At 64.5% G+C, this 25,868-nt stretch carries 25 protein-coding genes; 18 read left to right on the top strand and 7 right to left on the bottom strand.

The window, feature by feature from the left end; genetic code table 11:
- Positions 1-49: 49 nt before the first annotated feature.
- The 8 genes from BLQ71_RS01260 (at position 50) to BLQ71_RS25865 (ending at position 4,553) form a co-directional block, all read left to right on the top strand.
- Positions 50-664 (top strand): exopolysaccharide biosynthesis protein, encoded by a 615-nt coding sequence (locus BLQ71_RS01260; protein WP_074620426.1) that lies wholly within the window; start codon positions 50-52, stop codon positions 662-664.
- Positions 665-751: 87 nt separating this feature from the next.
- Positions 752-1,213, top strand: a complete 462-nt coding sequence (locus tag BLQ71_RS01255; protein WP_074620425.1) for a disulfide bond formation protein B — start codon at positions 752-754, stop codon at positions 1,211-1,213.
- Between the two features lie 223 nt (positions 1,214-1,436).
- A complete protein-coding gene (locus tag BLQ71_RS01250; protein WP_043139549.1) occupies positions 1,437-1,694 on the top strand; it encodes a PepSY domain-containing protein in 258 nt (85 codons plus the stop codon).
- Positions 1,695-1,748: 54 nt separating this feature from the next.
- On the top strand, positions 1,749-2,288 hold the full coding sequence (locus tag BLQ71_RS01245) for a cytochrome b/b6 domain-containing protein (RefSeq protein ID WP_074620424.1): 540 nt from the start codon (positions 1,749-1,751) through the stop codon (positions 2,286-2,288).
- Positions 2,285-2,782: a helix-turn-helix transcriptional regulator gene (locus tag BLQ71_RS01240; RefSeq protein ID WP_043139556.1), complete on the top strand. Its 498-nt coding sequence runs from the start codon at positions 2,285-2,287 to the stop codon at positions 2,780-2,782. Before BLQ71_RS01245 ends, BLQ71_RS01240 begins: the two co-directional genes overlap by 4 nt.
- 56 nt (positions 2,783-2,838) lie before the next feature.
- Positions 2,839-2,982: a glyceraldehyde-3-phosphate dehydrogenase gene (locus tag BLQ71_RS01235; RefSeq protein WP_074620423.1), complete on the top strand. Its 144-nt coding sequence runs from the start codon at positions 2,839-2,841 to the stop codon at positions 2,980-2,982.
- Positions 2,983-3,121: 139 nt separating this feature from the next.
- Positions 3,122-4,123, top strand: a complete 1,002-nt coding sequence (gene gap, locus BLQ71_RS01230) for a type I glyceraldehyde-3-phosphate dehydrogenase (protein WP_074620422.1) — start codon at positions 3,122-3,124, stop codon at positions 4,121-4,123.
- A 271-nt stretch (positions 4,124-4,394) separates the two neighbouring features.
- Positions 4,395-4,553, top strand: a complete 159-nt coding sequence (locus BLQ71_RS25865) for a YjiS-like domain-containing protein (protein WP_121494987.1) — start codon at positions 4,395-4,397, stop codon at positions 4,551-4,553.
- Positions 4,554-4,690: 137 nt separating this feature from the next.
- Here the strand turns inward: BLQ71_RS25865 and BLQ71_RS01225 are convergent, their stop codons facing one another.
- The 4 genes from BLQ71_RS01225 to BLQ71_RS01210 form a co-directional block, all read right to left on the bottom strand.
- Positions 4,691-5,404, bottom strand: a complete 714-nt coding sequence (locus BLQ71_RS01225; RefSeq protein WP_069211447.1) for a hypothetical protein — start codon at positions 5,402-5,404, stop codon at positions 4,691-4,693.
- Between the two features lie 69 nt (positions 5,405-5,473).
- Complete coding sequence (coaD, locus tag BLQ71_RS01220; protein WP_043139564.1) at positions 5,474-5,971, bottom strand: pantetheine-phosphate adenylyltransferase; 498 nt, start codon at positions 5,969-5,971, stop codon at positions 5,474-5,476.
- Between the two features lie 88 nt (positions 5,972-6,059).
- Positions 6,060-6,497 (bottom strand): CBS domain-containing protein, encoded by a 438-nt coding sequence (locus BLQ71_RS01215; protein ID WP_043139566.1) that lies wholly within the window; start codon positions 6,495-6,497, stop codon positions 6,060-6,062.
- A gap of 104 nt (positions 6,498-6,601) precedes the next feature.
- Positions 6,602-7,516, bottom strand: coding sequence for a LysR family transcriptional regulator (locus BLQ71_RS01210; protein WP_074620671.1), 915 nt, complete (start codon positions 7,514-7,516; stop codon positions 6,602-6,604).
- 99 nt (positions 7,517-7,615) lie between these two features.
- Between BLQ71_RS01210 and BLQ71_RS01205 the strand changes: the two genes are divergently transcribed.
- The 3 genes from BLQ71_RS01205 (at position 7,616) to BLQ71_RS01195 (ending at position 11,014) form a co-directional block, all read left to right on the top strand.
- The gene (locus BLQ71_RS01205; RefSeq protein WP_074620421.1) at positions 7,616-9,115 is read left to right on the top strand and encodes a CoA-acylating methylmalonate-semialdehyde dehydrogenase; all 1,500 of its coding nucleotides are present in this window, start codon (positions 7,616-7,618) and stop codon (positions 9,113-9,115) included.
- A 264-nt stretch (positions 9,116-9,379) separates the two neighbouring features.
- Positions 9,380-9,817 (top strand): hypothetical protein, encoded by a 438-nt coding sequence (locus BLQ71_RS01200; protein WP_088669062.1) that lies wholly within the window; start codon positions 9,380-9,382, stop codon positions 9,815-9,817.
- Positions 9,818-9,886: 69 nt separating this feature from the next.
- Positions 9,887-11,014, top strand: coding sequence for a carboxylate-amine ligase (locus BLQ71_RS01195; RefSeq protein WP_074620420.1), 1,128 nt, complete (start codon positions 9,887-9,889; stop codon positions 11,012-11,014).
- 7 nt (positions 11,015-11,021) lie between these two features.
- On the opposite strand, the gene BLQ71_RS01190 is transcribed toward BLQ71_RS01195, so the two are convergent.
- Both BLQ71_RS01190 and BLQ71_RS01185 read right to left on the bottom strand, forming a co-directional pair.
- On the bottom strand, positions 11,022-12,182 hold the full coding sequence (locus tag BLQ71_RS01190; RefSeq protein ID WP_074620419.1) for a hypothetical protein: 1,161 nt from the start codon (positions 12,180-12,182) through the stop codon (positions 11,022-11,024).
- A gap of 171 nt (positions 12,183-12,353) precedes the next feature.
- The gene (locus BLQ71_RS01185; protein WP_043139578.1) at positions 12,354-13,784 is read right to left on the bottom strand and encodes an NCS1 family nucleobase:cation symporter-1; all 1,431 of its coding nucleotides are present in this window, start codon (positions 13,782-13,784) and stop codon (positions 12,354-12,356) included.
- A gap of 266 nt (positions 13,785-14,050) precedes the next feature.
- Here BLQ71_RS01185 and BLQ71_RS01180 point away from each other — a divergent pair, with 266 nt between their 5' ends.
- The 5 genes from BLQ71_RS01180 to BLQ71_RS01160 all read left to right on the top strand — a co-directional run bounded on the left by BLQ71_RS01180 (position 14,051) and on the right by BLQ71_RS01160 (position 19,187).
- On the top strand, positions 14,051-15,187 hold the full coding sequence (locus BLQ71_RS01180) for a glycosyltransferase (protein WP_074620418.1): 1,137 nt from the start codon (positions 14,051-14,053) through the stop codon (positions 15,185-15,187).
- Between the two features lie 144 nt (positions 15,188-15,331).
- Positions 15,332-16,471 (top strand): acyl-CoA dehydrogenase family protein, encoded by a 1,140-nt coding sequence (locus BLQ71_RS01175; protein ID WP_074620417.1) that lies wholly within the window; start codon positions 15,332-15,334, stop codon positions 16,469-16,471.
- A 94-nt stretch (positions 16,472-16,565) separates the two neighbouring features.
- A complete protein-coding gene (mmsB, locus tag BLQ71_RS01170; protein ID WP_074620416.1) occupies positions 16,566-18,476 on the top strand; it encodes a 3-hydroxyisobutyrate dehydrogenase in 1,911 nt (636 codons plus the stop codon).
- Between the two features lie 73 nt (positions 18,477-18,549).
- Entirely contained in the window at positions 18,550-18,753 is a 204-nt protein-coding gene (locus tag BLQ71_RS01165) for a YgaP family membrane protein (protein WP_043139583.1), read from the top strand.
- Between the two features lie 107 nt (positions 18,754-18,860).
- Positions 18,861-19,187: a hypothetical protein gene (locus BLQ71_RS01160; protein ID WP_074620415.1), complete on the top strand. Its 327-nt coding sequence runs from the start codon at positions 18,861-18,863 to the stop codon at positions 19,185-19,187.
- Between the two features lie 103 nt (positions 19,188-19,290).
- Here the strand turns inward: BLQ71_RS01160 and uvrA are convergent, their stop codons facing one another.
- Positions 19,291-22,149, bottom strand: coding sequence for an excinuclease ABC subunit UvrA (gene uvrA / locus BLQ71_RS01155; RefSeq protein WP_074620414.1), 2,859 nt, complete (start codon positions 22,147-22,149; stop codon positions 19,291-19,293).
- Positions 22,150-22,383: 234 nt separating this feature from the next.
- Between uvrA and BLQ71_RS01150 the strand changes: the two genes are divergently transcribed.
- Positions 22,384-24,843: a vWA domain-containing protein gene (locus BLQ71_RS01150; RefSeq protein WP_074620413.1), complete on the top strand. Its 2,460-nt coding sequence runs from the start codon at positions 22,384-22,386 to the stop codon at positions 24,841-24,843.
- Positions 24,844-25,172: 329 nt separating this feature from the next.
- Entirely contained in the window at positions 25,173-25,865 is a 693-nt protein-coding gene (locus BLQ71_RS01145; protein WP_043139586.1) for a phosphatidylserine decarboxylase, read from the top strand.
- Positions 25,866-25,868: the final 3 nt, after the last annotated feature.

Raw genomic sequence — 25,868 nt, 5'->3', positions numbered from 1 at the left:
TGCTAGCGGAGAGAAAATTTTGAGGTCTGCAACTCAAGGAGAGCCCTGGATGACAGCCCCACAAGAAACGGACCAGGCGATTTCGGACCGGCTTGATGCCCTGGCGGCAGAGGCCCAGGGCGATAGCGTTTCGCTCGACTGGGTGCTCGGGCAACTTCACGAACGGGCCTTCGGGTTGTTTCTGCTGATCCTCGCCCTGCCCTGCTGCATTCCGTTTCTCTACGGAATTCCGCAGGTGGTTGCCCTGCCGCTCATGTTCGTGTCGGTTCAGATCCTTTTCGGTCGGCAGGTTCCCTGGCTACCCGGCAAGCTCGGAGAGCGCACCGTCACGACCAGCGGGCTGGAATCCCTGGCACGCCGGGCGGGCCCCTGGCTGCGCCGGATCGAGGCGGTCAGCCGTCCAAGGCTGGGCGCACTGACCCGGCCGCCGCTGGATCGGATCATCGGGATCGCGCTGGTGGCGTTCAGCGCCTCGATCCTTGTGCCGTTGCCCGGCACGAACACCGTTCCGGGCATTGCCGTGGTCGTGATCGCCATGGGATTGCTGCAACGGGACGGAGTGCTTGTCGTGGTCGGAACCATCATCGGCACCGCCTGGATATCGACACTTGTCCTGGCCGGGGCAACACTGGCGAGCCTGGTCAAGACCTGGCTCGGGCTCTGATCACGTCCGCGACATCGCCCCGTTTACGCTTGCGCGCCCCGTACGCCTGCGCCACCTGTAGGCAAAGATCGAATACTTGAGGATGCCATGAACCGCACTGTCCTGACCTTGCTTGGTGTACTTGGTTCCGCCGGGCTGCTGCTCGGCGCGCTCTATTTCCAGTACGTTCAGGGGCTGTTGCCCTGCCAGCTTTGCTACTGGCAGCGCTATGGCCACGTCGGCGCGCTGATCATCGGCGGCATCGCCCTTGCGCTGCCGAACCGGATCCTACTGGCCCTGGCGGCGCTTTCGGCGCTGTCCAGCTCCGCCATCGGCCTCTTTCACAGCGGGGTCGAACGGCAGTGGTGGGAAGGTCTGAAAAGCTGCAGCGCCCCTTCGCTGCAAGGCCTGTCGCCCGAAGAGGCGATGGAGGCGATCATGAACGCACCGATGGTGCCCTGCGACCAGATCCCCTGGGAATTGTTCGGCCTGTCGATGGCCAACTACAATGTCGCGGCCTCTGCCCTGATCGCCGGCCTGTTCGTCATGGCGATGCGCGCACCGCGCTGAGCCGCCGCCAGATCCGGATCACCGGCCCCGCCCTGCGGGGCCGTTTTGCGTCGTGACGGTGACGGCAGCTCGGCACTCCAGGAAAAAACCTTTCAAATCAATCCTAAACCAAAGTCACAGCCTGCCCCTTCCCCCGCTTTGGACCAATATCTTTCCCGCCTCGACCGGCACATCTTCCTGTCACGCCCTGCACCACCGCAGGCCGCAACACAGGAGATACAACATGACCCGCACCATGATCGCCGCCGCCCTTTCCGCCCTGATCGCCCTGCCCGCCTTTGCCTCCAGCGGCGAGTACGGCCAGATGGACAAGGCCCGCAAAGCCGAGATCACCGCCCTTCTGACCGAACAGGGTTACGAGGTCCGCGGCATCGACCGGGAAGACGGGATGATCGAGGTCTACGCGCTGAAAGACGGGCAGCGGTTCGAACTGTACCTGGACCAGGACCTGAACATTGTCCGCACCAAGATCGACGACTGATCCCAACCGCGCCGGACCCGCCCCGTGGGTCCGGCCCTGCCCCGGAGACCGGACATGACAGACCACCGCATATGGGATCCCTTCCTGCGCCTCTTTCACTGGAGCCTGGCGATCCTCTTCCTGGCCAATGCCATCTTTACCGACCCGGACGAAACGCTGCACGAATGGGTGGGCTATGCCATCGCCGCCCTGATCGCGCTGCGCCTGGTCTGGGGGCTGATCGGGCCGCGCTCGGCGCGATTTGCCAGTTTCATGCCCAGCAGCAACAGCATCCGCGCCCAGTTGACCGATATGGCGGCGGCCCGCAAATCCGCGCATCTCGGGCATTCGCCGCTGGGCGCGCTGATGATCTTCAACCTGATCGCGACGCTGATCGGAATCAGCGCAACCGGCTACATGATGACCACCAATGCCTTCTGGGGCATCGAATGGGTCGAGGAGATGCACGAGGTTCTGGTGACCTGGGCAGAGATCTCTGTGGTGGCGCATATCGCAGCGGTCTTCTGGGAAAGCCGCCGCTCGGGGATCAACCTGCCCCGCGCCATGCTGACAGGTGTCAAGCGCGTGCCCGATACGGTACGACTGGACCCATGACCGGGAAAAAGCCGCTTCGCCTTGGCCTGTTGATCGCCGCGCAGAGTGCCTGCGCGGCCTTCTTCCTGCTGGATGTCCTGCGTGACGGGATCGAACTGGGCTGGCCGCCCTTCACCCACTGGCATTTCATGGTCGAGGCGCTGGCCGCCGCCGCGCTGATTGCCGGGGTGATCTTCGGCACCCGCATCCTGATGGAGATGCTGCGCCGCGAGGCGCACCTGGAACAGCAACTGGGGCTGGCCGCGGGGGCCTTTCACGACATCGTGGCGCAGCATTTCGATACCTGGGGCCTGACGCCGTCGGAACAGGACGTGGCGCTGTTGACGCTCAAGGGCCTGGCGATCCCGGAAATCGCCCGGATGCGCGGCAATGCCGAGGGCACGGTCAAGGCCCACCTGGGCGCGATCTACCGCAAGGCCGGGGTCAGCGGGCGCGGCGCCTTCCTGGCCTATTTCATCGAAGAGCTGATGGAGGCCGCGCCCGCGCCCTCGTGACAGCCCGGCGCCGCTCTGGCATGACAAGGGCAAAGACCAAATGCAAAGGCCCCGCCATGACCAACCGGCTTGCGATCCTCCTTGGCCTGGCCGTCATCGCGGCCATCGTCGCCGATCTCCAGCTCAACAAAGGCGACAACCTGCTGTTCCTCGGGCGCAAGCTCTTCGTTCTCCTCGACTGGCTGGCTTTCTGGCGCTAGGCGGCGCGCCCTCCCGTCCCGACGGGAAGCGAGGTTGACTTTTTCGCTCGCAGGTGATTGTTAGCGGTAACGAAACGCTGGACGGAGCGATTGACGCACCGTCCCCGCCCTGCCCGCAAGCCACAAAGGGACACGCCCCATGAGTGTTAAAGTCGCCATCAATGGCTTTGGCCGCATCGGCCGCAACGTATTGCGCGCGATCATCGAGTCCGGCCGGACCGATATCGAGGTGATCGCGATCAACGATCTCGGCCCGGTCGAAACCAATGCCCATCTGCTGCAATTCGACAGCGTGCACGGCCGGTTCCCGGTCGAGGTCACGCATACCGAAGACAGCATCGACGTGGGCCGTGGCCCGATCCGCGTGACCGCCATCCGCAACCCCGCCGATCTGCCTTGGTCGGACGTGGACGTGGTGATGGAATGCACCGGCATTTTCACCTCGAAAGAAGCCTGCCAGGCGCACCTGGACAACGGCGCCAGCCGCGTGCTGATCTCGGCCCCCGGCAAGGACGCGGACAAGACAATCGTCTACGGCGTCAACCACGACACGCTGACCGCCGAAGACCTGATCGTCTCCAATGCCTCCTGCACCACCAACTGCCTGTCGCCGGTGGCCAAGGTGCTGAACGACACCATCGGCATCAAGCGCGGCTTCATGACCACCGTGCACAGCTACACCGGTGACCAGCCGACGCTGGACACGATGCACAAGGATCTCTACCGCGCCCGCGCCGCGGCCATGTCGATGATCCCCACCTCGACCGGCGCGGCCAAGGCCGTGGGCCTGGTGCTGCCGGAACTGGCGGGCAAACTGGACGGCGTGGCGATCCGTGTGCCCACGCCCAATGTCTCGGTCGTCGACCTGACCTTCGAGGCCGCGCGCGACACCAGCGTCGAGGAAATCAACGACGCCATCCGTGCCGCCGCCGACGGCCCGCTGAAGGGTGTGCTGGGCTATACCGACCGCAAGCTGGTCTCGATGGATTTCAACCACGACCCGCAGTCCTCGATCTTTCACACGGATCAGACCAAGGTCATGGACGGCAACATGTGCCGCATCCTGAGCTGGTATGACAATGAATGGGGCTTTTCCAACCGCATGGCCGACACCGCCGTCGCGATGGGCAAGCTCATCTGACAGGGCGCATGACGCCGTCACGGGGTTCGGGGCCGCCTTTGGGCGGCCCTTTGCGTTTGGGTGATCCGGTTTCGGATCGCTTTCGCGATCCGACCGGCTGGGGGGCGCTGCCCCCCAGACCCCCCGGGGGTATTTTCACCAAGAAGAAGCCGGTAGCCTCGCGCCAAGCCCTGCAGGAAATGCAAGGCGCCTTTCCGGAACCGTCAATTGTGCTGCGCCGCAGCATGCCTATGTTTGCGACAACAGAAACGCAGACACAGGACACAGACCCATGAGTGTTTTCACAGAACTCCGCAGCTCGATGCAGAAACGCGCCAAGTACCGTGCCACCGTGCGCGAACTCAGCGCCCTTGACGCCTCCGTCGCCCGCGACCTTGACATCGCGCCCTCGGAGATCCGCCGCATCGCGCATGAGGCCGTCTACGGCTGACCCCCGTTAATCGGTGGTTGTGAAAAGGCGCCGCGCCTGGCAATGGGCCGGCGCCTTTGTCTTGCGCGGGGGATATGACCGCCAAGGCCCCGCAGCCGATCCGAGGCGTAATCCTTTGCGCTCGGGCTGACGACTGTTCAGCCGAACTTCAGGAACAGCATAGAATAGGGCTTTTTCAACCCGGTCAGCGCCTTGCGCAGCGCCTCCAAGTCTCCGGCCTGGGCGGCATCCTCCAGCGTCTGAACCGAGGCGCGAAACCCGCTGACAAGCTTTGAAAACTCCTCGTTTTCAACAGCTTCTGCCGGGGGATGACCCGCCACTTCGCCCGCGAGGTAGGACAGCACCGCTGCCTCTCCGGCCATCCTTGGCAGGTCCGCCTCTGTGAGGCTGTCCGGATCGATGGCCAGGACATGTTCCATCCGGGCATGATAGGCGTTCATCCGGTCCGAGAAGGTCTGAATGCCGTTGCGCAGATGCAATCGGGAAAAGACCTCCCGCACCCCTTCCAGCGTTTCATGCGCCTCGGCCAGATCGCCCTCGGCCACTTGTGACCCCGCACTGGCCAGCAGCGCGTCGACCTGGCGCAGCATATCGGCCCACTGCGGATCGTCTGCATACTGTGGGGGCGGATTTGTGGCATGGTCCGCTGTCAATGCCGCCCATCCGGTGCCAAAGGCCCCGAGGCTCGCGGCAGACCCGTCACGGTTGCCGCTGTTGGTCATGAACAAGGCCTTGCGATAGTCGGCGTAGACGGCCCGGAATTCCGTTTCGAATTCAGTCACCGGGCCGGCAATCGCAAGCCCAGCCGCCCAGATTGCCAGTGCCGTCGCGCCCAACACGGGTTTGCGCATTCGATCCCTCCTGTTCCGCGTGATACGAACAGGAATACGCCCCCACGTGACCGCGCCAAATGACGCAGATCAACCCGCCTTGAACCGGTTATCCAGCGCCGTCTTGACCTCGGGGCTGACGAATTTCGACACGTCCCCCCCCAGCCGAGCGATTTCCTTGACCAGTTTCGAGGCGATCGCCTGATGCCGCGCCTCGGCCATCAGGAACACCGTCTCGACACTGTCGTCCAGCGCCCGGTTCATGCCGACCATCTGGAATTCATACTCGAAATCCGCCACGGCGCGCAGACCGCGAATGATCAACTGTGCGCCAACGTCATGGGCGCAGTCGATCAGCAGGTTCTCGAAGGGATGGGCAATGATTTCCGTGCCCGTCTCTTCCGAGAGGAGGCTGCATTCCGATTCGATCATCGCCACCCGCTCTTCGAGCGAGAACAGCGGGCCCTTGTCACGGTTGATGGCGACACCGATCACCAAGCGGTCGACCAGCAGGGCGCCGCGCCGGATGATGTCGATATGCCCATGCGTGATGGGGTCGAAGGTTCCGGGGTAAAGACCAACGCGCATGGCTGTTTCCCTTGTGGTACGTCGGTTCGCACGCAACAATATTGCGCGTGCGAATGCAACCCGGAACCGCCATCTGGGGCGAAATCCCTCACCAGGGGTTCGAGATCATCCCCTCCAGCGCGTCCTTTTCCGCGGCCAGTTCCGTCAGGCGCGCCTTGACGACGTCGCCCAGCGTGACCAGCCCGACCATCTTGCCGTCCTCGACCACGGGCATGTGGCGAAACCGGCCCTCGGTCATCCTGGCCAGGATCGCGTCGGCCCGGTCGTCGCGCGTGCAGGTGATCGGATCAGGGGTCATGTAGGTGTCGACACTGGCGTCGAGACAGCCGCCGCCGTGGGCCGCGAGTTCACGCACGATGTCGCGTTCCGACAGGATTCCCATCGCGGTCGAGCCATCCTTCGAGACCACGACCGTACCGATGCGTTTCTCGGCCAGGATCCGCGCGGCATCGGCCACCTTGGTGTCCGGCTTGACGGTGAAAACCCCGTCCGTGCCCTTGCTCTTCAGGATCTGGTGGACCTGCATCGTCGAACCTCCTTGCATGATACCCTATGCGACAGCGTGACGCGGGCGGACATAACCTGTCAAGTGGCTGAAAGTCTTAAGCCACCGGCGAGCGCCGTCCCGGCTCAGCCTGTCTCGGCGCGATCTGCCAGTGCCTCCAGACGCGCCAGTTCCTCGCGCATGCCGGCCACCAGGGCCTCGGCAAAACGGGTCTGGCGTTCAAGACGGCGGTCGTCGGCATGGCGCACGAGGTAGAAACTGCGGGTCAGCGAGATCACGTCACGCAGGACAAAGCGCATCCCCGGCGCCGTCGGCATGGCGAAATCATGCACGATGCCCAGCCCCGCCCCCTGCCGCAGCCAATGGAACTGGACCGCGACAGAGTTCGAGGCCAGCGGCACCCGGTCCAGCCCAAGTTCGCCAAGGTAGTCCAGCTCCTTGTCGAAGATCATGTCGGGAATATAGCCGACGATCCTGTGGCCACGCAGGTCCTCGGGGCGTCTCACGGGGTCGTTTTGCGCAAGATACTCGGCGCTTGCTGCAAGATGCAGGCGATAGTCGGTGATTTTCTGCACGACCAGTCGCCCGGCAGAGGGTGGAGAGACGGCAATCGCCATGTCCGCCTCGCGCCGGGAAAGGTTCACCACCCGAGGCAGCGCGACGATCTGCACGTCCAGGTCCGGGTTCGCCGCAGCGATGCGCGCACAGACTTGTGGCAACAGGAAATTGGCGCAACCGTCCGGCGCCCCGATGCGGATCTGCCCCGATAACCCCTCTGCCCGGCCGACCAACGCCTCCGAGGCCTGCGACGCCGCCTGTTCCGCCTCTTCGGCGAAGCGCACCAGCCGCGTGCCCGCCTCTGTCAACGCATAACCCTGCGGGGACTTGGCAAAGAGCGGCGCCCCCAACGATTCCTCCAGCCGCGCCACCCGGCGCCCCACCGTCGCCGCATCCATGCGCAGGCGCCGCCCCGCCGCCGACAGGCTTTCGTCCCGCGCCACGGCAAGGAAGATCCGCAGGTCATCCCAGTTGTCCATCATCCACCTTTGCAAAAACGCAAAACGCTTTTGCCGCATTCTGTCTGTTCAGCTCATTTTTGCAAGAGTACAGTCCGCGCCAAGGGAACAAGGAGGATTCCGATGACCGAACTCACCAACTGGATCAACGGCCAGCACGTCAAGAGCGGCTCGGGCCGCTTTTCGGATGTCTACAACCCCGCCACCGGCGAGGTGCAGGCCAAGACCCCGCTGTCCTCCGTGGACGAACTGAACGAGGCCGTCGCCAAGGCCAAGGAAGCGCAGAAGGCCTGGGGTGCCACCAACCCGCAGCGCCGCGCCCGCGTGATGATGAAATTCGGCCAGCTCATCAACGAGCACATGGACGAACTGGCCGAGCTGGTCAGCCGCGAGCACGGCAAGACCCTGCCCGACGCACGCGGTGACGTGCAGCGCGGTCTCGAGGTGGTCGAGGTCTGCATGGGCGCGCCCAACATGCTGAAAGGTGAGTTCACCGACGATGGCGGCCCGGGCATCGACCTCTATTCCATGCGCCAACCGCTGGGCGTGGTCGCCGGCATCACGCCGTTCAACTTCCCCGCCATGATCCCGCTGTGGAAGATGGCCCCGGCGTTGGCCTGCGGCAACGCCATGATCCTCAAACCGTCGGAGCGCGTGCCCTCCACCGCGCTGCGCCTGGCCGAGCTGATCCAGGAAGCGGGCCTTCCCGACGGCGTCCTGCAGGTCGTGAACGGTGACAAGGAAGTGGTCGACGCGATCCTCGACAACGAGGATATCGCCGCCGTGGGCTTTGTCGGCTCGACACCCATCGCGCAGTACATCTATGGCCGTGCCGCCAACAACGGCAAGCGCGCCCAGTGTTTCGGCGGCGCCAAGAACCACATGATCATCATGCCCGATGCCGACCTCGACAAGGCCGCCGATGCGCTGGTCGGCGCGGGCTACGGCGCTGCGGGCGAACGCTGCATGGCGATCTCGGTCGCGGTTCCGGTCGGCAAGGAAACCGCCGACGGACTGATCGAACGCCTTGTGCCCCGCATCGAAAAGCTGAAGGTCGGCCCCTATACCTCCGAGGACGAGGTCGATTATGGCCCCGTCATCACCGCGCAGGCCAAGTCGCGAATCGAGGGCCTGATCGACAGCGGCGTGAACCAGGGCGCCAAGCTGGTGGTCGATGGCCGCGGTTTCCAGATGCAGGGCTACGAGAACGGCTTTTTCGTCGGCCCGTCGCTGTTCGACGACGTGACCCCGGACATGGAGATCTACCGCGAAGAGATCTTTGGCCCCGTCCTGTCGACCGTTCGCGCCGACAGCTACGAGGATGCGCTGAACCTGGTGATCGACAACCCCTATGGCAACGGCACCGCGATCTACACCGCCGACGGCGACACCGCGCGCGACTTTGCCCACCGGGTGAACGTCGGCATGGTCGGCATCAACTTCCCGATCCCGGTGCCTCTCTCGTACCACACCTTTGGCGGCTGGAAGAAATCGGCCTTCGGCGACCTCAACCAGTACGGCCCCGACGCCTTCCGTTTCTACACCAAGACCAAGACCGTCACGGCGCGCTGGTTCTCGGGCATCAAGGAAGGCGGCGAGTTCAACTTCAAGGCGATGGACTGATCCCCAGTCCAGACCATCTCGCAGGGCGTGCCTGAAAAAGGTGCGCCCTGTTTCTTTGCGGCATCGTCCAAAAGTATAAAGCTTTCTCTAATCGTTGACAGCTCTCCCATTGGCATGCCACGCTCAACCGTAAGGATAGTGTTCAGTAACCCCTTGGGCTGGAATGAACTCTTTCATGATCCTTGGGGCATCATGCCCTCTTGTCAGTGGGCCGGACCCGGAACAGGTCGCCAGCCTGAAAACATGCATGCCGGAACCGTGATAATGCCGATTTCATACTCGATTCATCCGGACCGCGGTCTCGCTCATTTCCACATGACCGGCACGATCGACGTTGCGCAGACCCTCGGGTCGTTTTCCGATTACGTCCGGAACCCCCGGTTCGATCCATCTTATGTGATGCTCACCGACGCCCAGGACGTTGGCGCGGTGGATGCGGATTTCCTTGGCATCGTTGGCGGGGTGCAACGGGCGATGCCCTTTTTGCGCAGCTTTCCGGAGGAGGCCAGCAGCATCATCTACGCCCCCCGCGACCTGATCTTCGGCATGGCCCGGATCATGCAGCAGGTGGTGGAGCCGGTGTCCAGGCTGCGGTTCCAGATCCTGCGCGACGAGGGTGAGGCTCTTGCCCTTGCCGGGCAGCCCGAAGCGGATTTCTACGCGCTGGACCAGGCGCTGCGGCCCAGGGTGGCAGCTGGCTGATCCGCGCATATTGCCCCCTTTCCTTTGCTCCGGCGCTCTGCTTTCCTTCGAAAAAACCCAGGGGGGAACATGACCGAGCCACCGTTCAGCATCGGCATCGAAGAGGAATACCTGCTGGTCGACCGCGAGACCTGTGCGCTGGTCGAGGCGCCCGACGGGTTGATGGAGGCCTGCGCCGCCGAGCTTGAAGGCCAGGTCAGCCCCGAGTTCCTGCAATGCCAGATCGAGATCGGAACCCGCCCCTGTGCCGGCGTCGCCGAGGCCCGGGAGGAGCTGCGCCGCCTGCGCGAGGCCGTGTCGCGCCACGCAGCCAGCTATGGCTTGTCGCCCATCGCCGCCTCCTGTCACCCGCTGGCGGACTGGAAGAAACAGCACCACACCGACAAGGAACGCTACAACGACCTGGACCGCGCCCTGGGCAGCGTGGTGCGGCGGATGCTGATCTGTGGGATGCATGTGCACGTCGGGCTGGAGGACGACCCGCTGCGCGCCGACCTGCTGGCGCAGACCAGCTACTTTCTCCCGCACCTGCTAGCGCTCTCGGCCTCCTCGCCCTTCTGGCAGGGCGAGGACACCAAGCTGGCCAGCTACCGCATCTCGGTCTTCGACAACCTGCCGCGCACCGGCCTGCCGCCGCAGTTCGACAGTTGGCAGGACTATCACCGCTCGACAGAGGTGCTGATCGAGACCGGCGTGATCGAGGACCGCAGCCGCATCTGGTGGGACCTGCGCCCTTCGTCCAATTTCCCCACGCTCGAGGCGCGCATCATGGACGTGCAGCCGCGCATGGAACATGCGCTGACGCTGGCGGCGCTGGTGCAATGCCTGATGCGGATGCTCTGGCGGCTGCGCGTGCGCAATCAGCGCTGGCGCCTGTATGACCGGTTCCTGATCGGCGAGAACCGCTGGCGCGCACAACGCTATGGCGTCTCCGAGGGACTGATCGATTTCGGGGCGGCGCAGGTGGTTCCCTTCCCGCAACTGGTCGAGGAACTGATGGAGCTGCTGCAGGAGGACGCCGCCGAGCTGAAATGCCTGACGGAACTGGCCCGCGCCCGCGAGATCGCCGCCGAGGGCACCTCGGCCGACCGCCAGCGCGCCGCGCTGGCCGTCGCGCGGGACGCGGGCGCCGACCACGAGGGCCAGATGCGCGCGGTCGTGCACCACCTGATCGAGGAATTCCACGCCGACCTGTGAGGCCCGGTCAGGTCACGCGCAGGGATTTGACCACCGCATCCACGGCGCTTTGCACGTCGTGCTGGTCCAGCCGCGCGATACCCATGAACTGGATGTGCATGTCGCCGCGCGCCAGCCAAATCTGCCGCACCGCAACCGGGGCCGCCACCTGGCCGAACATCTGCAGGTTGGCCCCTTTCGGCATCTGCCGCACGACAGAGAAGCCCCGAAAAGGCCCGACCACCACCTCCGGGTTGGACTGCAGCAGTTTCAGCTTGAACCGCCGCGACCAGGGATCGTTCAGCACCTCCTCGTAGCTTTGCGGAATCGGACCATCGAGGATCTTCATGCCGACACCGGCATCCGGTCCGCCGCGCGCCATCATCAGGTTCCAGTCCCCTCCGCTGCCCAGCGTCCGTTCCGGCCCGGGCCGGATGATCCGTTTCAAAAGCGTGACCCCGAAGACGACCAGCGGACCGTCATAGTCCTGGCGCACGGTCACGGGCCAGCCCGCCGGAACATCCACGGTCAGCCCGGTGGCGGGATGACGGACCCGCTGGCTGCCGTCGTCGGTCTGACCATCCGCATCCCCACCCCCCTCTCCCTGCTCCCGCGCAAGGAAGTCCGTCGCCGCCGCCTCGGCCCGGCGGGAAAACCCTTCGCGCCAGTCCTGAACCAGGCGAAGCAGCGTCTCGGGGTCCTCGACCCCGTGAAAACCGGGATGGCGTTCCTCTACCGACCGCGAGTTGCCCCTGTCCCCAAACCCAAGCTCTCGCCAGCAGACGGCACCCCGCCGGGTGTAGACAGTGCGGATCTCGTCGGGCCGGGCCGACCTGTAGACATCATTCCCCCGGATGCTCAACAGGCGCCTGTCCGTGACCGCGTAGACCCTGACACGGCGGCGGTTGATCCGGGGCGTGACAAAGGCCACCAACCCGACCCCGACAAGCGCCAGCCCCGGTATCAAACGCGGCTGACCTTCCAGCGACAGGCCCGTCACGCTGTCGAAAATCCCGGTCAGGATCGCAAGACCAAGCCCCCCGGTCAGAACACCGCCAAATGTCGATCCGCCCGACCCAAAGGTGGCTGGGTCCGGGCGCGCCTGCCAGAGCACCCGTTCTCCGGGTTCCAGGAAGGGCGCCAACTGCGGGTCAACGTCCGCGGGATCCAGTGGCGTCAGGTCGTACATCGCAGTCCCCCTTTCGACTGACCCCACCTAGGCATATCCGGCGGCGATGACGCAAGGTCACGCCCTCAGGCCCCGCCAAAGCAAAAGCGCCAGGCCGAAACCTGGCGCCATGCACGGGCAGAGGAGTGTCCCGCGCGGGTCGCGGCCGGAGCAGGGTCCGCGACCGAAAGGTCAGACGGCGACCTTGCCCTTGGCGCGGACCAGGTAGATCCCGCCGCCCAGCACCGCCCCGATGATCCAGGCGTATCCGGCCAGCTCGTTCAGCCCCGGCACCCAGACCGTCGCCACCGAGAAGACAGCCGCCACGCAGAAGGCCACCAGCGCGTGCTCGTTCCAGCCGTTGCCATAGTGGTAGATGCCGCCCCGCTCGTTGTAGAGGTCGTCGCGCTTCAGCGCTTCCTTCCGCAGCATGTAGTAATCGACGATCATGATCCCGTAGAGCGGTGCCAGCGTCGCGCCCAGCGTGTTGACGAAGCCCGAGATGCCGAACTGGCTGATGAAGCTGGTCCAGAGCCCGCCGATCACCAGCGCAAAACCCGAGGTGATGAGCCCCGCCTTGCGAAAGCTGATCTTCGACGGCGCAAGGTTGGCGATGCCGTTCACCGCCGGGATGAAATTGGCCACCAGGTTGATGCCCACGGTCGCGGCAAAGAAGGTGATGGCCGCGATGATCCCCAGAACGACGCTGTCGGTGCGGTCGACGATCTCGGTCGGGTTGATGATCTTCTCGCCATAGACCACGGCGGCCCCGGCGGTGGTCAGCAGGGCCAGCGCCGAAAAGAGGATCATGTTGAACGGCAGACCCGCCAGGTTGCCGCGCACCATTGCCTTCTTGTCCCGGGCATAGCGCGAGAAGTCCGAAAAGTTGATCATCACGGCGGCGAAATAGGCCACCATCGTGCCAAAGATCGCCACGGCGCCCTTCAGCTCGGTCGCCCAGGTGCCCTCGGGATTGGCAAAGATCGTCTGCGCCTCGGACAACAGCTTGCCGTCAGCGGCGAACCACAGGTAGATCACCAGCCCGATCATGACCGCATAGACGAACGGCCCGGCAAAGTTCAGGAAGCCTTCGACCCAGTCCATGCCGCGCCAGAAGATCACGATGTGAAAGGCCCAGACCAGGACGAAGGACAGCCAGTCGATCTCTGTCAGGCCCAGGTAGGCGGTGCCGCCGGTGATCCCGGTGACCGACTTGATCAGTAGCGCCAGCGCCGTCGAGGCGAAATAGACCTGCACCCCGTACCAGAAGACCGCCACCGTCGCCCGCAGGACGGCGGGCAGCTTGGCGCCCTGGGTGCCCATGCTGGCGCGGGCAAAGACCGGGTAGGGAATGCCATAGCGTTCCCCCGCCGCCCCCGAGAGGTTCACCAGGAACATCACGAACAGCCCCGCCACGATCAGCGAGGCAAAGGCCGTCCAGCCGCTGACCCCGAACGAAATGAACAACGAGGCCACCAGCGAATAGCCGAACAGCGACTGGATGTCGTTTGCCCAGACGTTGAAGATCGCGAACCAGCCCCAGGTCTTTTCCTTCTCCGTCACCGGGCGCAGCGCGTCCTGCGCCACCTCGCCGCTGTCGGCCTCTGCCGTGATTGCGTGCATCTTTCCTCTCCCTTTCTCCCGGCCCGGAGCATTCGGCGCCCCCGGCCCTCCCGTTCTTATTGACCTGCCAGCTGGCATGATTTGTGAAATGTTAGTTAATAGATTACACGCTGGGTATAATGAAAACCAAACATGACCTTTCGGATTTTCCGAAGGATCGGGACCCGGGGCCGCCGCCTCTTGCCGCCGGACCGGCCGCGACGGGACGATCCCCTTGGCACCGCGCCCTGCCCGCGCTACGAGGCCGGAACAGCGTGGAGAGCCCCATGAAAACCGCCATCGCCACCTCCGACTACTTCGTGATGGGCGAGACCTTCATCAATCGCCACATCGCCCACCTGTTCGGGGGCGATACCTGCGTGGTCTGCGGGCGGTCCAACGGCGAGGACCCATTGGGCAAACCCCTTTTCACCCGCCGCGCCCCCCTGACCCCGATGGACAAGCTGCGGGCTCCCTTTGCCGCCGCCTCCGGCGCCCTGCTGCACGGCACCTCGCGCCTGCCCTTCGGTGACAACCGCAAGCGCCTGGCCGGCTTCCTGCAAGACCAGGGCGTGCAGGTGATCCTGGCCGAGTTCGGCACCCAGGCGCTGGTCATGGCCAAGCTGGGCAATGATCTGGGCATTCCCGTCTTCACCTACTGGCGCGGCACCGATGCCTCCAAGATGCTCCGTTCGGCGCAGCGGGTGCGCTCCTACCGGCTGATGATGCCGCGCCTCGCTGGCATGTTCTCGGTCTCACAATTCCTGCTCGACAACCTCGCCCGCCACGGCATCCGCCACGACAACGCCCATGTGGTCCCCTCCGGCGTCGACATCCGCCGCTTTACCCCGGCGGACAAACGCCCCGGCAGCTTCCTGGCCGTGGGGCGCATGGTCACAAAGAAGGCCCCGCAGGTGACCCTGCGCGCCTTCGCCAGCGCCGCCGCCACCCGCGACGCGCATCTGACCTTCATCGGCGACGGCCCCCTACTGGCAGAATGCCAGGCCCTGGCCCAGACCCTTGGCGTGGGGGACAAGGTGGCCTTCACCGGCGCCCTGCCCCACGACCAGGTCCGCCAGCACCTGCAATCCACAGAGGTCTTCCTGCAGCATTCCATCACCGCCCCGGACGGCAACACCGAGGGCCTGCCCACCGCCATACAAGAGGCACTGGCCTGCGGCTGCATCACCCTGTCGACACGCCACGCCGGCATCCCCGAGGCGGTCGAGGACGGCGTGAACGGCCTTTTGGTCGATGAATGGGACGAAACCGGCTTTGCCGATCGCATCGCACAGATCCTCGACACGCCCGACCGCACAGAGATGACCCGCGCCGCCCGCGCCACCGCCGAGGCAAAGTTCGACAACGACATCGGCCTGGCCCGGGTCGAGGAGGTGATCCGCACGACCCTCGGCAACACCTGAGTTACCGCAAACACAGGTCACCGACCGGCACCACCGCTTTGCAGAAATGCAAAGCAGTCCTGCGCTGTGCATGGTTGCATTGCGCGGCCCTTCGGGCGACAATTTGAACATGCGTTCATTTCAGCCCGGGGGAGGACGGCCGCAATGGATTTCGCGCTTTCAGAGGAACAGACCGCCATCTTCGACATGGCCTATGCCTTCGGGCAGGAAAGGATCGCCCCCTTTGCCCGCCAGTGGGAGGCCGAGGGCACCATCCCGAAACAGCTCTGGCCAGAGATCGCCGAACTGGGCTTCGGCGGGCTCTACGTCAGCGAGGAGAGCGGCGGCGCCGGTCTCACCCGTCTCGACGGGACGCTGATCTTCGAGGCCCTCAGCATGGCCTGCCCCTCGGTCGCCTCCTTCCTGTCGATCCACAACATGTGCGCCAAGATGATCGACAGCTTCGCCAGCGACGCCTTCAAGGCCCGGGTCCTGCCAAAGGTCCTGACGATGCAAACGGTCCTCAGCTACTGCCTGACCGAACCGGGCTCGGGCTCGGACGCCGCCGCCCTGCGCACCCGCGCCACCAAGACCAACGAGGGCTACCGCCTGACGGGCACCAAGGCCTTCATCTCCGGCGGCGGCTACTCGGATGCCTATGTCACCATGTGCCGCACCGGCGACGACGGCCCGAAAGGCATCTCGACGCTCTACATCGAGGACGGGGCCGAGGGCCTCAGCTTCGGCGCGCTCGAGGACAAGATGGGCTGGAAATCCTCGCCCACCGCCCAGGTCCAGTTCGACGACTGCCCGGTCCCGGCGGAAAACCTCATCGGCGAGGAAGGCCGCGGATTCAGCTACGCGATGGCCGGCCTCGACGGCGGCCGCCTCAATATCTCGGCCAGCGCGCTTGGCGGTGCGCAGAACGCGCTCGACCTGACGCTGCAATACATGTCCGAGCGCAAGGCCTTCGGCCGCACCATCGACCAGTTCCAGGCCCTGCAATTCCGCCTGGCCGAGTACGAGACCAGGCTCCAGGCCTCCCGCACCTTCCTGCGCCAGGCCGCCTGGAAGCTCGACACCGGCGCCCCCGACGCGACGAAATTCTGCGCGATGGCCAAGCTCATGGTCACCGACAGCGCCTTCGAGGTCGCCAACGGCTGCCTGCAGATGTTCGGCGGCTACGGCTACCTGGCCGACTACGGCGTCGAAAAGATCGTCCGCGACCTGCGCGTGCACCAGATCCTCGAAGGCACCAATGAAATCATGCGCCTGATCGTCTCGCGCCAGATGCTGGCCAATTGACCGCCCCGCTGCTTCTTCTTGGGTAAAATACCTCTCGGGGGAGCGCGAGGGGGCAGACAGCCCCCTCGCTCCCGCCCTCACAGCCAGGACCGACATGTCAGACATCCAGATCCGCACCGAAGGCCAGGCCGGCCGCATCACCCTGTCCCGTCCCAAGGCGCTGAACGCGCTGACCTGGGACATGTGCCTGGCCACGGAACAGGCGCTGGACGCCTGGGCCAGTGACGACACCGTCAAGCTGATCATCCTCGACGCGACAGGCGACCGCGCCTTCTGCGCCGGCGGCGACATCGCCGAGATGTACCGGACCGGCAAGGCGGGCGACCTCGACTACGGGCGCAGCTTCTGGCGCGACGAATACCGCATGAACGCCAAGCTGGCCGAATATCCGAAACCCATCGTCAGCTTCCTGCACGGCTTTGTCATGGGCGGCGGTGTCGGCATCGGCGGGCATTGCTCGCACCGGATCGTGGGCGAGACGACGCAGGTGTCCATGCCCGAATGCGGCATCGGCTTTGTGCCCGACGTCGGCGGCACCTACACGCTGGCCCGCGCACCGGGGCGGTTGGGCGAATACCTCGGGATCACCGCCGCGCGCATGGGTCCGGGCGACGCCATCCACGCGGGCTTTGCCGATCGGTTCCACCCCGAAGCGGTCTGGCCCGCTCTGAAACAGGCGCTGATCGACAGCGGCGACGTGGCCGCCCTGGGCGAGGCGCCACAGGCCCCGGACAGCCCGCTGGCCGCCACACAGGCCGAAATCGACGCGCTTTTCGGCGGCGAGACCCTGCGCGACGTGCTCAACACCCTCCGGGCCAGCGACAGCGACCTGGCCCGGGACGCGCTCAAGCGCCTGTCCCGCAATTCGCCGCTGTCGATGGCCGTCACGCTGGAAATGATCCACCGTCTGCGCACCCCCGGCCTCGACATCCGCAAGGCGCTCGAGATGGAATACCGGGTCAGCCACCGGATCATGGACCAGGGGGACTTCCTTGAAGGCATCCGGGCGGCCATCATCGACAAGGACAAATCGCCGAACTGGCGCCACGCGCTCGACAGCGTGCCCCTCGTGGACGTGTCGAAGATGCTGATGCCGCTCGGCAAGGACAAGCTGGATTTCAGGGAGAGGACCATGCAGATCGGATTCATCGGACTGGGCAACATGGGCGCGCCGATGGCCGCCAACCTTGCCAAGGCGGGCCATGCGGTCAAGGGCTTCGACGTGGCGGGCACAACCGCCGAGGGCGTCACCTCCGTCGCCACCGCACAGGAGGCCGCACAGGGCGCCGACGTGGTCATCACCATGCTGCCCAACGGCGCGATCCTCAAGGCCGTCGCGACAGAGATCCTGCCCGTCATGGACAAGGGCGCCATTCACCTCGATTGCTCCACCGTCGACGTGGCCGCCGCCCGGGCGGCGGCGGATATGGCTGCCGAACATGGGGTCGAGGCGCTGGATGCGCCGGTTTCCGGCGGGGTCGGTGGCGCGGCGGGCGGCACGCTGACATTCATGGTCGGCGGCTCCGACGCCGCCTTTGCCCGCGCCCTGCCCCTGTTCGAGGTCATGGGCCAGAAGGCGGTGCATTGCGGCGCCTCGGGCAATGGCCAGGCGGCCAAGATCTGCAACAACATGATCCTTGGCGTGACCATGATCGCCACCTGCGAGGCCTTTGCCCTGGCCGACAAGCTGGGCCTGTCGCGCGAGGCCATGTACGACGTGGTCTCGACCTCCTCGGGACAGAGCTGGTCGATGACCACCTATTGCCCCGCCCCGGGCGTCGGCCCGCAATCGCCCTCGGACAACGACTACAAGCCCGGGTTCGCCGCCGACCTGATGCTCAAGGACCTGCGCCTGAGCCAGCAGGCCGCCAGCGAGGTCGACGCCGATACGCCGCTGGGCCAGGCCGCGATGGATCTCTACCGCCGCTTCGTCGAGGAAGAGGACGGCGCGGGCCGCGATTTCTCGGCCATGCTGCCCCGGTTCGAGACCCGCGGGCGCAGTTGATCCAAATCATATTCCCGACTCGCGATCCGAGTCATAGCTTACCCGAAGATGAACCTTTGTCTGGGGAAACGTTATGTTCGAGAAAAACATGGGGTCCGCCGATCGCGCCATCCGTGCCGTTCTGGGCGTCCTGTTGGTGATCGCCTTCTTTGCATGGCTCAGCGGCACCTGGGCCTGGATTGCCCTGATCGTCGGCGTGGTCATGCTGGCCACCGCCGCGATGGGATCCTGCCCGCCCTACAGCCTGCTTGGCATCAAGACCTGCGCCCGAAAGTAACCACAGGCACATGACACCCTCGGCAAGTCTTTGCCGGGGGCATGACTTTTGTCGGAACCCGAAGGCTTTGGACGGTATTTCCCTCCAAAGACACAGGAGATCCGACCATGAAAACCCGCTCGCTTGCCATCCTTGTCCTGGCCGCCATGCCACTGGCCCTGCCCGCCACGGCCCAGCCCAAAGGCTGTCCGCCCGGACTCGCCAAGAAGGATCCGGCCTGCGTGCCGCCCGGTCTGGCCAAGAAAGGCGTCAAGGCCCCGGACCGCGACCGCCACTACATCACGGATGACTACGTCATCCTGGGCGATCCGCTGCGTTACGGCCTGGACCCGGACCGCACCTATTATCGCCTAGGGGACGAGGTCGTGCGGGTGGACCGCGAAACCGGCGAGATCCTGAATTTCATCGGCTCTCTCGCCGCACTTCTGGACTGATCCAGCGGAGGGCCGAAAGGCCCTCCTGTTCACTTCTGGTGCGTTTTGTACGTTTTGCCGGATTCGCTGTACGTTTTGTACGTTTCGTACAAAAACCGGCTCGCTATTCCGCCGCCACCTTGCGCGGCTTCAGCATCGGCTTGAGGTAACGCCCGGTGTGAGAGGCCTCGACCTCGGCCACCTTTTCCGGCGTGCCCTCGGCAACGATCCTGCCACCGCCATCGCCCCCCTCGGGGCCGATATCCACGATCCAGTCGGCGGTCTTGATGACGTCGAGATTGTGTTCGATCACCACCACCGTATTCCCGGCCTCGACCAATTCATGCAGCACTTCCAATAGTTTGCGCACGTCCTCAAAGTGCAGGCCCGTGGTCGGCTCGTCCAGGATGTACAGCGTGCGGCCCGTGGATCGCTTGGCCAGTTCCTTGGACAGCTTCACCCGCTGCGCCTCGCCGCCCGACAGCGTCGTCGCCTGCTGACCCACCTTGATATAGCCCAGCCCCACGCGCATCAGCGCATCCATCTTGTCACGGATCGCCGGAACGGCCTTGAAGAACTCCTGCGCATCCTCGACAGTCATCTCAAGAACGTCAGCTATGCTCTTGCCTTTAAAGAGAACTTCCAGCGTCTCGCGATTGTAGCGCGCACCTTTGCAGGTCTCGCAGGTGACGTAGACATCCGGCAGAAAGTGCATCTCGATCTTGATGACACCGTCACCCTGGCAGGCTTCGCAGCGCCCGCCCTTGACGTTGAAGCTGAACCGCCCCGGCTTGTAGCCCCGCGCCTTGGCCTCTGGCAATCCCGCGAACCAGTCGCGGATCGGGGTGAAGGCCCCGGTGTAAGTCGCTGGATTCGAACGAGGAGTCCGCCCAATGGGCCGCTGGTCGATGTCGATGACCTTGTCCAGGTGCTCCAACCCCTTGATCGTCTCGCAGGGCGCGGGCGTCTGACGGGCGCCGTTCAGCGCCATGCTGGCGGTCTTGAACAGGGTCTCGATGGTCAGCGTCGACTTGCCGCCGCCGGACACGCCGGTCACGCAGACGAATTTGCCCAGCGGGAAATCGACGGTCACCTCTTTGAGGTTGTTGCCCGTCGCCTTGACCACCTTCAGCTTTTTCTTGTTTCCTTTCCGGCGCTTGTCCGGAACAGAGATTTCACGCGTGCCGCTCAGGTACTGGCCCGTCAGGCTGGCGGGGTCACTTGCGACTTCCTCTGGCGTGCCCTGCGACACGACCTGACCGCCATGCACCCCTGCACCGGGACCGATGTCAAAGACGTAGTCCGCCTCGCGGATCGCCTCTTCGTCGTGTTCCACCACCAGAACTGTATTCCCCTGGTCGCGCAGGTTCTTGAGTGTGTCGAGCAAGCGCGAGTTGTCGCGCTGATGCAGACCAATCGACGGCTCATCGAGGACATAGAGAACCCCGGTCAGCCCGCTGCCGATCTGGCTGGCCAGACGGATACGCTGACTCTCTCCGCCGGAAAGCGTTCCGGAAGAACGGCTTAGCGTGAGATATTCAAGTCCGACGTTATTCAGAAAACCCAGCCGTTCACGGATCTCCTTGAGAATGGCCCTGGCGATCTCGTTCTTCTGGCTGGTCAGGCTGGCGGGCACGGTTTCGCACCAGTCGAAGGCCTGCTTGATCGACATTTCGACCACCTGGCCCACGTGCAGTCCCGCAATCTTGACCGCCAGTGCCTCTTCCCGCAGGCGATAGCCGTCGCAGGTGCCGCAATCGCGGTTGTTCTGGTAGCGTTCGAATTCCTCGCGGATCCAGTTGCTGTCGGTCTCGCGATAACGCCGTTCCATGTTGGGAATGACGCCCTCGAAAACGCGGCTGACCTGGTAGACGCGCCCGCCCTCGTCATAGCGGAACTGGATTTCCTCGTCGCCCGAGCCGTAGAGGAAGACCTGCTGCACATGCGCGGGCAGATCCTTCCACCGCGCGTTCTTGTCGAACTCGTAGTGCTTGGCAATCGCCTCGATGGTCTGCAGGAAATAGGGGCTCTTGCCCTTGCGCCAGGGTGCCAGCGCGCCGTCGCTGATCTTCAGCGTCTGGTCAGGCACCACCAGACGTTCGTCAAAGAACAACTCGACCCCAAGCCCGTCACATTCCGGGCAGGCGCCGAAGGGCGCGTTGAACGAGAACAGGCGCGGTTCGATCTCGGGGATGGTGAAGCCACTGACAGGACAGGCGAAATTCTCGCTGAAGGTGATCCGCTCGGACTCGCCTTCGCGCGGGGCCGTCTCCAGCACCGCGATGCCATCGGCCAAGTCCAGCGCGGTGCGGAAACTATCCGCCAGCCGGGTTTCCATCCCCTCGCGCACCACGATACGGTCGACCACCACGTCGATGTCATGGCGGAACTTCTTGTCCAGCGTCGGCGGCTCATCCAGCTCGTAGAACTCGCCGTCCACCTTGACCCTCTGGAAACCCTGCTTGCGCAGTTCCAGGAATTCCTTGCGGTATTCGCCCTTGCGGTCGCGCACGATGGGGGCAAGCAGGTAGGCGCGCGTGCCTTCCTCCATGCCCATGACCCGGTCGACCATGTCCTGCACCTGCTGGGCCTCGATCGGCAGGCCGGTGGCGGGCGAATAGGGAGTGCCGACGCGGGCGAAGAGCAGCCGCAGGTAATCGTAGATCTCGGTCACGGTGCCAACGGTCGACCGCGGGTTCTTCGACGTCGTCTTCTGCTCGATGGAAATGGCAGGCGACAGGCCGCTGATGTGGTCGACGTCGGGCTTTTCCATCATGTCCAGGAACTGCCGCGCATAGGCCGACAACGACTCGACATAGCGGCGCTGCCCCTCGGCATAGATCGTGTCGAAGGCCAAAGAAGACTTGCCCGACCCGCTGAGGCCGGTGATGACAACCAGTTGATCTCGCGGGATATCCACGTCGATCGACTTGAGATTGTGTTCGCGCGCCCCGCGGACTTCGATCTGCTTGAGTTCCGGCATCACTCACCCCCGGCATTCCAACCTGCGTAGACATAGTTGAATTCGGCGAGACCGCCAATCGAAAAACGTGAACGAAGTGTGAACAAAAGCAACAGCGCCCGGATTTCCGTCGGCGTGCTTCCTCACGCCGCAGGCTGGTCGGAAAGCGGGCGCCAGTGGGGTAAACCTTTCCTTGCCCGGACAGTGTCCCTCGGTGCAGGGTAGCGGCGTATTACCGCCAAAAGGGGGGATTTCATGACCGGGTTTCGCCGCGCCGCTCTGGCGCTTTGCCTTGTTCCGGCGCTTGCCGCCGCACAGGAAGACAGCAAGTCCATTCTCGTACTCGACGCCTCCGGCTCCATGTGGGGCCAGATAGACGGGGTCGCCAAGATCACCATCGCTCAGGGCGTCGTCGGCGACCTGCTGTCCTCCCTGCCAGAGACGCAGGCGCTGGGGCTGACCGCCTATGGCCACCGCACCAAGGGCGATTGCACGGACATCCAGACGCTTGTCGAACCCGGCACCGCCAGCCGCGACGCCATCGCCGCCCAGGTGAACAAGCTGCGTCCGCGTGGCAAGACGCCGATGACCGATGCGGTCATCCAGGCCGCCCAGGCTCTGAAATACACCGAAGACCCGGCCACCGTGATCCTGGTGTCCGACGGGATTGAGACCTGCAACCCCGATCCCTGCGCCGCCGCCCGCGCGCTGGAAGAGGCCGGCGTGGACCTGACCGTGCACGTGGTCGGCTTTGACGTCAGCGACCCCGAGGCACGCCGCCAGATGCAATGCATGGCCGACGAGACCGGTGGCCAGTTCCTGCTGGCCGCCAATGCCAGCGAGCTGGGCAAGGCCCTGACCGAGGTGACCCAGGCGCAGCCGGCGGCCACCTTCTCGACCCGGTTCGTGGCGCAGGACGGCGCCGAAGGCGGCACCATCGAAACGCCGCTGGTCTGGGATGTTCGCCGCGGCGACGAGGTGATCGTCGACTTTCAGCAAAGCGCCTCGCTGGACATCGACCTGCCCGCCGGCAGCTATACCGTGACCGTGCTGCGCCCCGAGGACGAAAGCAGCGTCGAAAAGAGCTTTGACGTGACCGACGCCACGCAGACCGTCACTCTTGTGCTGCCCAGTTCCCTGCCCGAGGCGCTGGTCAGCGGTGCTGAACAGGCGGTGGCCGGATCGACGATCCCTGTCACCTGGGAAGGCCCGGACGAGGACGGCGACTATGTCACCGTCTCCAGGCCGGACGACAAGGGCTACGTGAACTACACCTACACGCGGGACGGCACGCCCGCGCAACTGGTGATGCCGCCCGAACCCGGCGAATATGAGCTGCGCTATGTGCTTCGGGACGGACGCCAGACACTGGCCACGCAGGCGATCACCGTCACCGCGGCAGAGGCCAGCCTTGACGCGGACGGCAGCGTGCCCACCGGTGCAACCATCCCGGTGACATGGACCGGTCCGGATTACGACGGCGATTACATCGCCGTGTCGGAACCCGGCGACAAAGGCTATGTCAATTACAGCTACACCCGCGACGGCACGCCCGCGCAACTGGTGATGCCGCCCGAGCCAGGCACCTACGAATTGCGCTATTTCATGCGCCAGGACCGTACCGTGCTGGCCACCCGCATGATCGAGGTGACGGCATTGGACGCCAGCCTCGAGGCCGCCGAGACGGCGGAGGTGGGTGCCGACATCCCCGTGACCTGGACCGGGCCGGACTACGAGGGCGACTACATCGCCGTCTCAAAGCCGGACGACAAGGGCTATGTCAACTACACCTACACCCGCGAGGGTTCGCCCCTGACACTCAAGATGCCCTCGGAACCGGGGACCTACGAGTTGCGCTATTTCATGCGCCAGGATCGGACCGTTCTGGCCACGCGGATGATCGAGGTGACAGAGGTTTCGGCCACGCTGGACGTGGCGCCGACAGGCGCGGCGGGATCGGACATCCCAGTGACATGGACCGGGCCGGACTATGAGGGTGACTACATCACCGTGTCCGAGATCGGCGAGGACGGCTATGTGAACTATACCTATACCCGCGAAGGCTCGCCGCTGGACCTGACCCTGCCCGCCGATGCAGGCACCTACGAAATCCGTTATGTCATGCGGCAGGACCGGACCGTTCTGGCCACCAAGACCATCGAGGTCTCTGATGTCAGCGCGACGCTTGACGTGGTCACGCAGGCGCGGGCCGGCGCCTCGGTGCTGGTGACATGGGACGGTCCCGGCTACGACAAGGACTATGTCACCGTGGCCGATGCCGACATGGCCGACAACAAGTACCACTTCTACACTTACACGCGCGAAGGCTCTCCGCTGCTGCTGCGGCTGCCGGCGGAACCGGGCACCTATGAGATCCGGTACGTGGCGGCGGGCGACAGCCCCCGCGTGGTGGCGCGCAACCAGATCACCCTGACCGAGGTGACGGCCAGCATCGACGCGCCGGAACAGGTGCCTGCGGGCGCGGTCCTCGGGCTGGACTGGGACGGGCCGGACTACAAGGGCGACTACATCAGCCTTGCCCGCGTCGGTGAGCCGGACAACAAGTACAGCACTTACAAGCACACCTCCGAGGACAGCCCGCTGGTGCTGAAACTCCCCGAAGGTCCGGGCAAGTACGAGCTGCGCTACGTGATGGGTCAAGGCAACAAGGTGCTGTTCCGCAAGCCCATCGAACTGACCTACGAGCCGGAGTAAGGCCGGCCAACCAGTCGATCACAAGGCCCCTGTCCCGGCCAGCCCTTTGCAGGAAACGATACAACTTGTTGCTTGTGGCATTGTCGGAACAAAGCCATGTCGCACAACAGCTCCCGAAGAAACCTTCGGGAGCTGTTTGCGCTGAACCCCGGCCAATCGGACTTAAGCCGACTTTCACCGAAAAGTACTGTCCGTCGGTAGCGGAACAGATCGACAGGTTCGTTTTCTTCGGCTTGGGGCGCGGCTACATCCATCACCCTTAAGATGTTGTGGTCCGTGCCCGGGTTGGATATGGAAGCGACCATTCGCCAAGGAAAAGCGACACATCCATGAAAATGCGCGATACATTCATCAAACCGATGCATCCCGAAGGGCGACGCTTTGTGGCCGTTTTCGCGGTTTTCGCAGCCGCGCTCTTCTTGGTCTCGTCCGTCCTGGGATGGGTGGGCGTCGGACTGACGATTTGGTGTTACTACTTTTTCCGTGACCCGGCACGTGTGACACCAAGCCGTGAGGGCCTGATCGTCAGTCCCGCCGATGGCGTGGTCTCGCTGATCGAAAAGGCCGTGCCGCCGCCGGAATTGGGCATGACGGATCAGCCATTGACCCGTGTCAGCGTCTTCATGAGTGTCTTCAACTGCCATGTGAACCGTGCACCTGTCGCGGGCCGGATTTCGGCGATCGCCTATCGGCCGGGCAAGTTCTTCAATGCCTCTCTGGACAAGGCCAGCGCCGACAACGAACGGAACAGCCTGTGCATCGACATGGCGGACGGGCGACAGATCGCCGTGGTTCAGATCGCTGGATTGGTTGCGCGGCGGATCGTCTGTTTTTCCGCGCAGGGCGACGTCTTGGCAACCGGTGAAAGGTTTGGCCTGATACGCTTCGGTTCGCGACTGGACGTCTATTTGCCGGATGGTGTGCAACCACTTGTCGCTCTGGGGCAAACCATGATCGCGGGCGAGACGGTCCTTGCCGACTTGGCCTCGGACGAGCCTGCTCGTTCGGCGCGAACAGATTAAAGC

Source organism: Antarctobacter albus (assembly GCF_900101505.1).
GTDB classification, from domain to species: Bacteria; Pseudomonadota; Alphaproteobacteria; order Rhodobacterales; family Rhodobacteraceae; genus Antarctobacter; species Antarctobacter albus.
The sequence above is the reverse complement of the archived record's forward strand: the minus strand, read 5'-3'. Positions and strand labels throughout refer to the sequence as shown.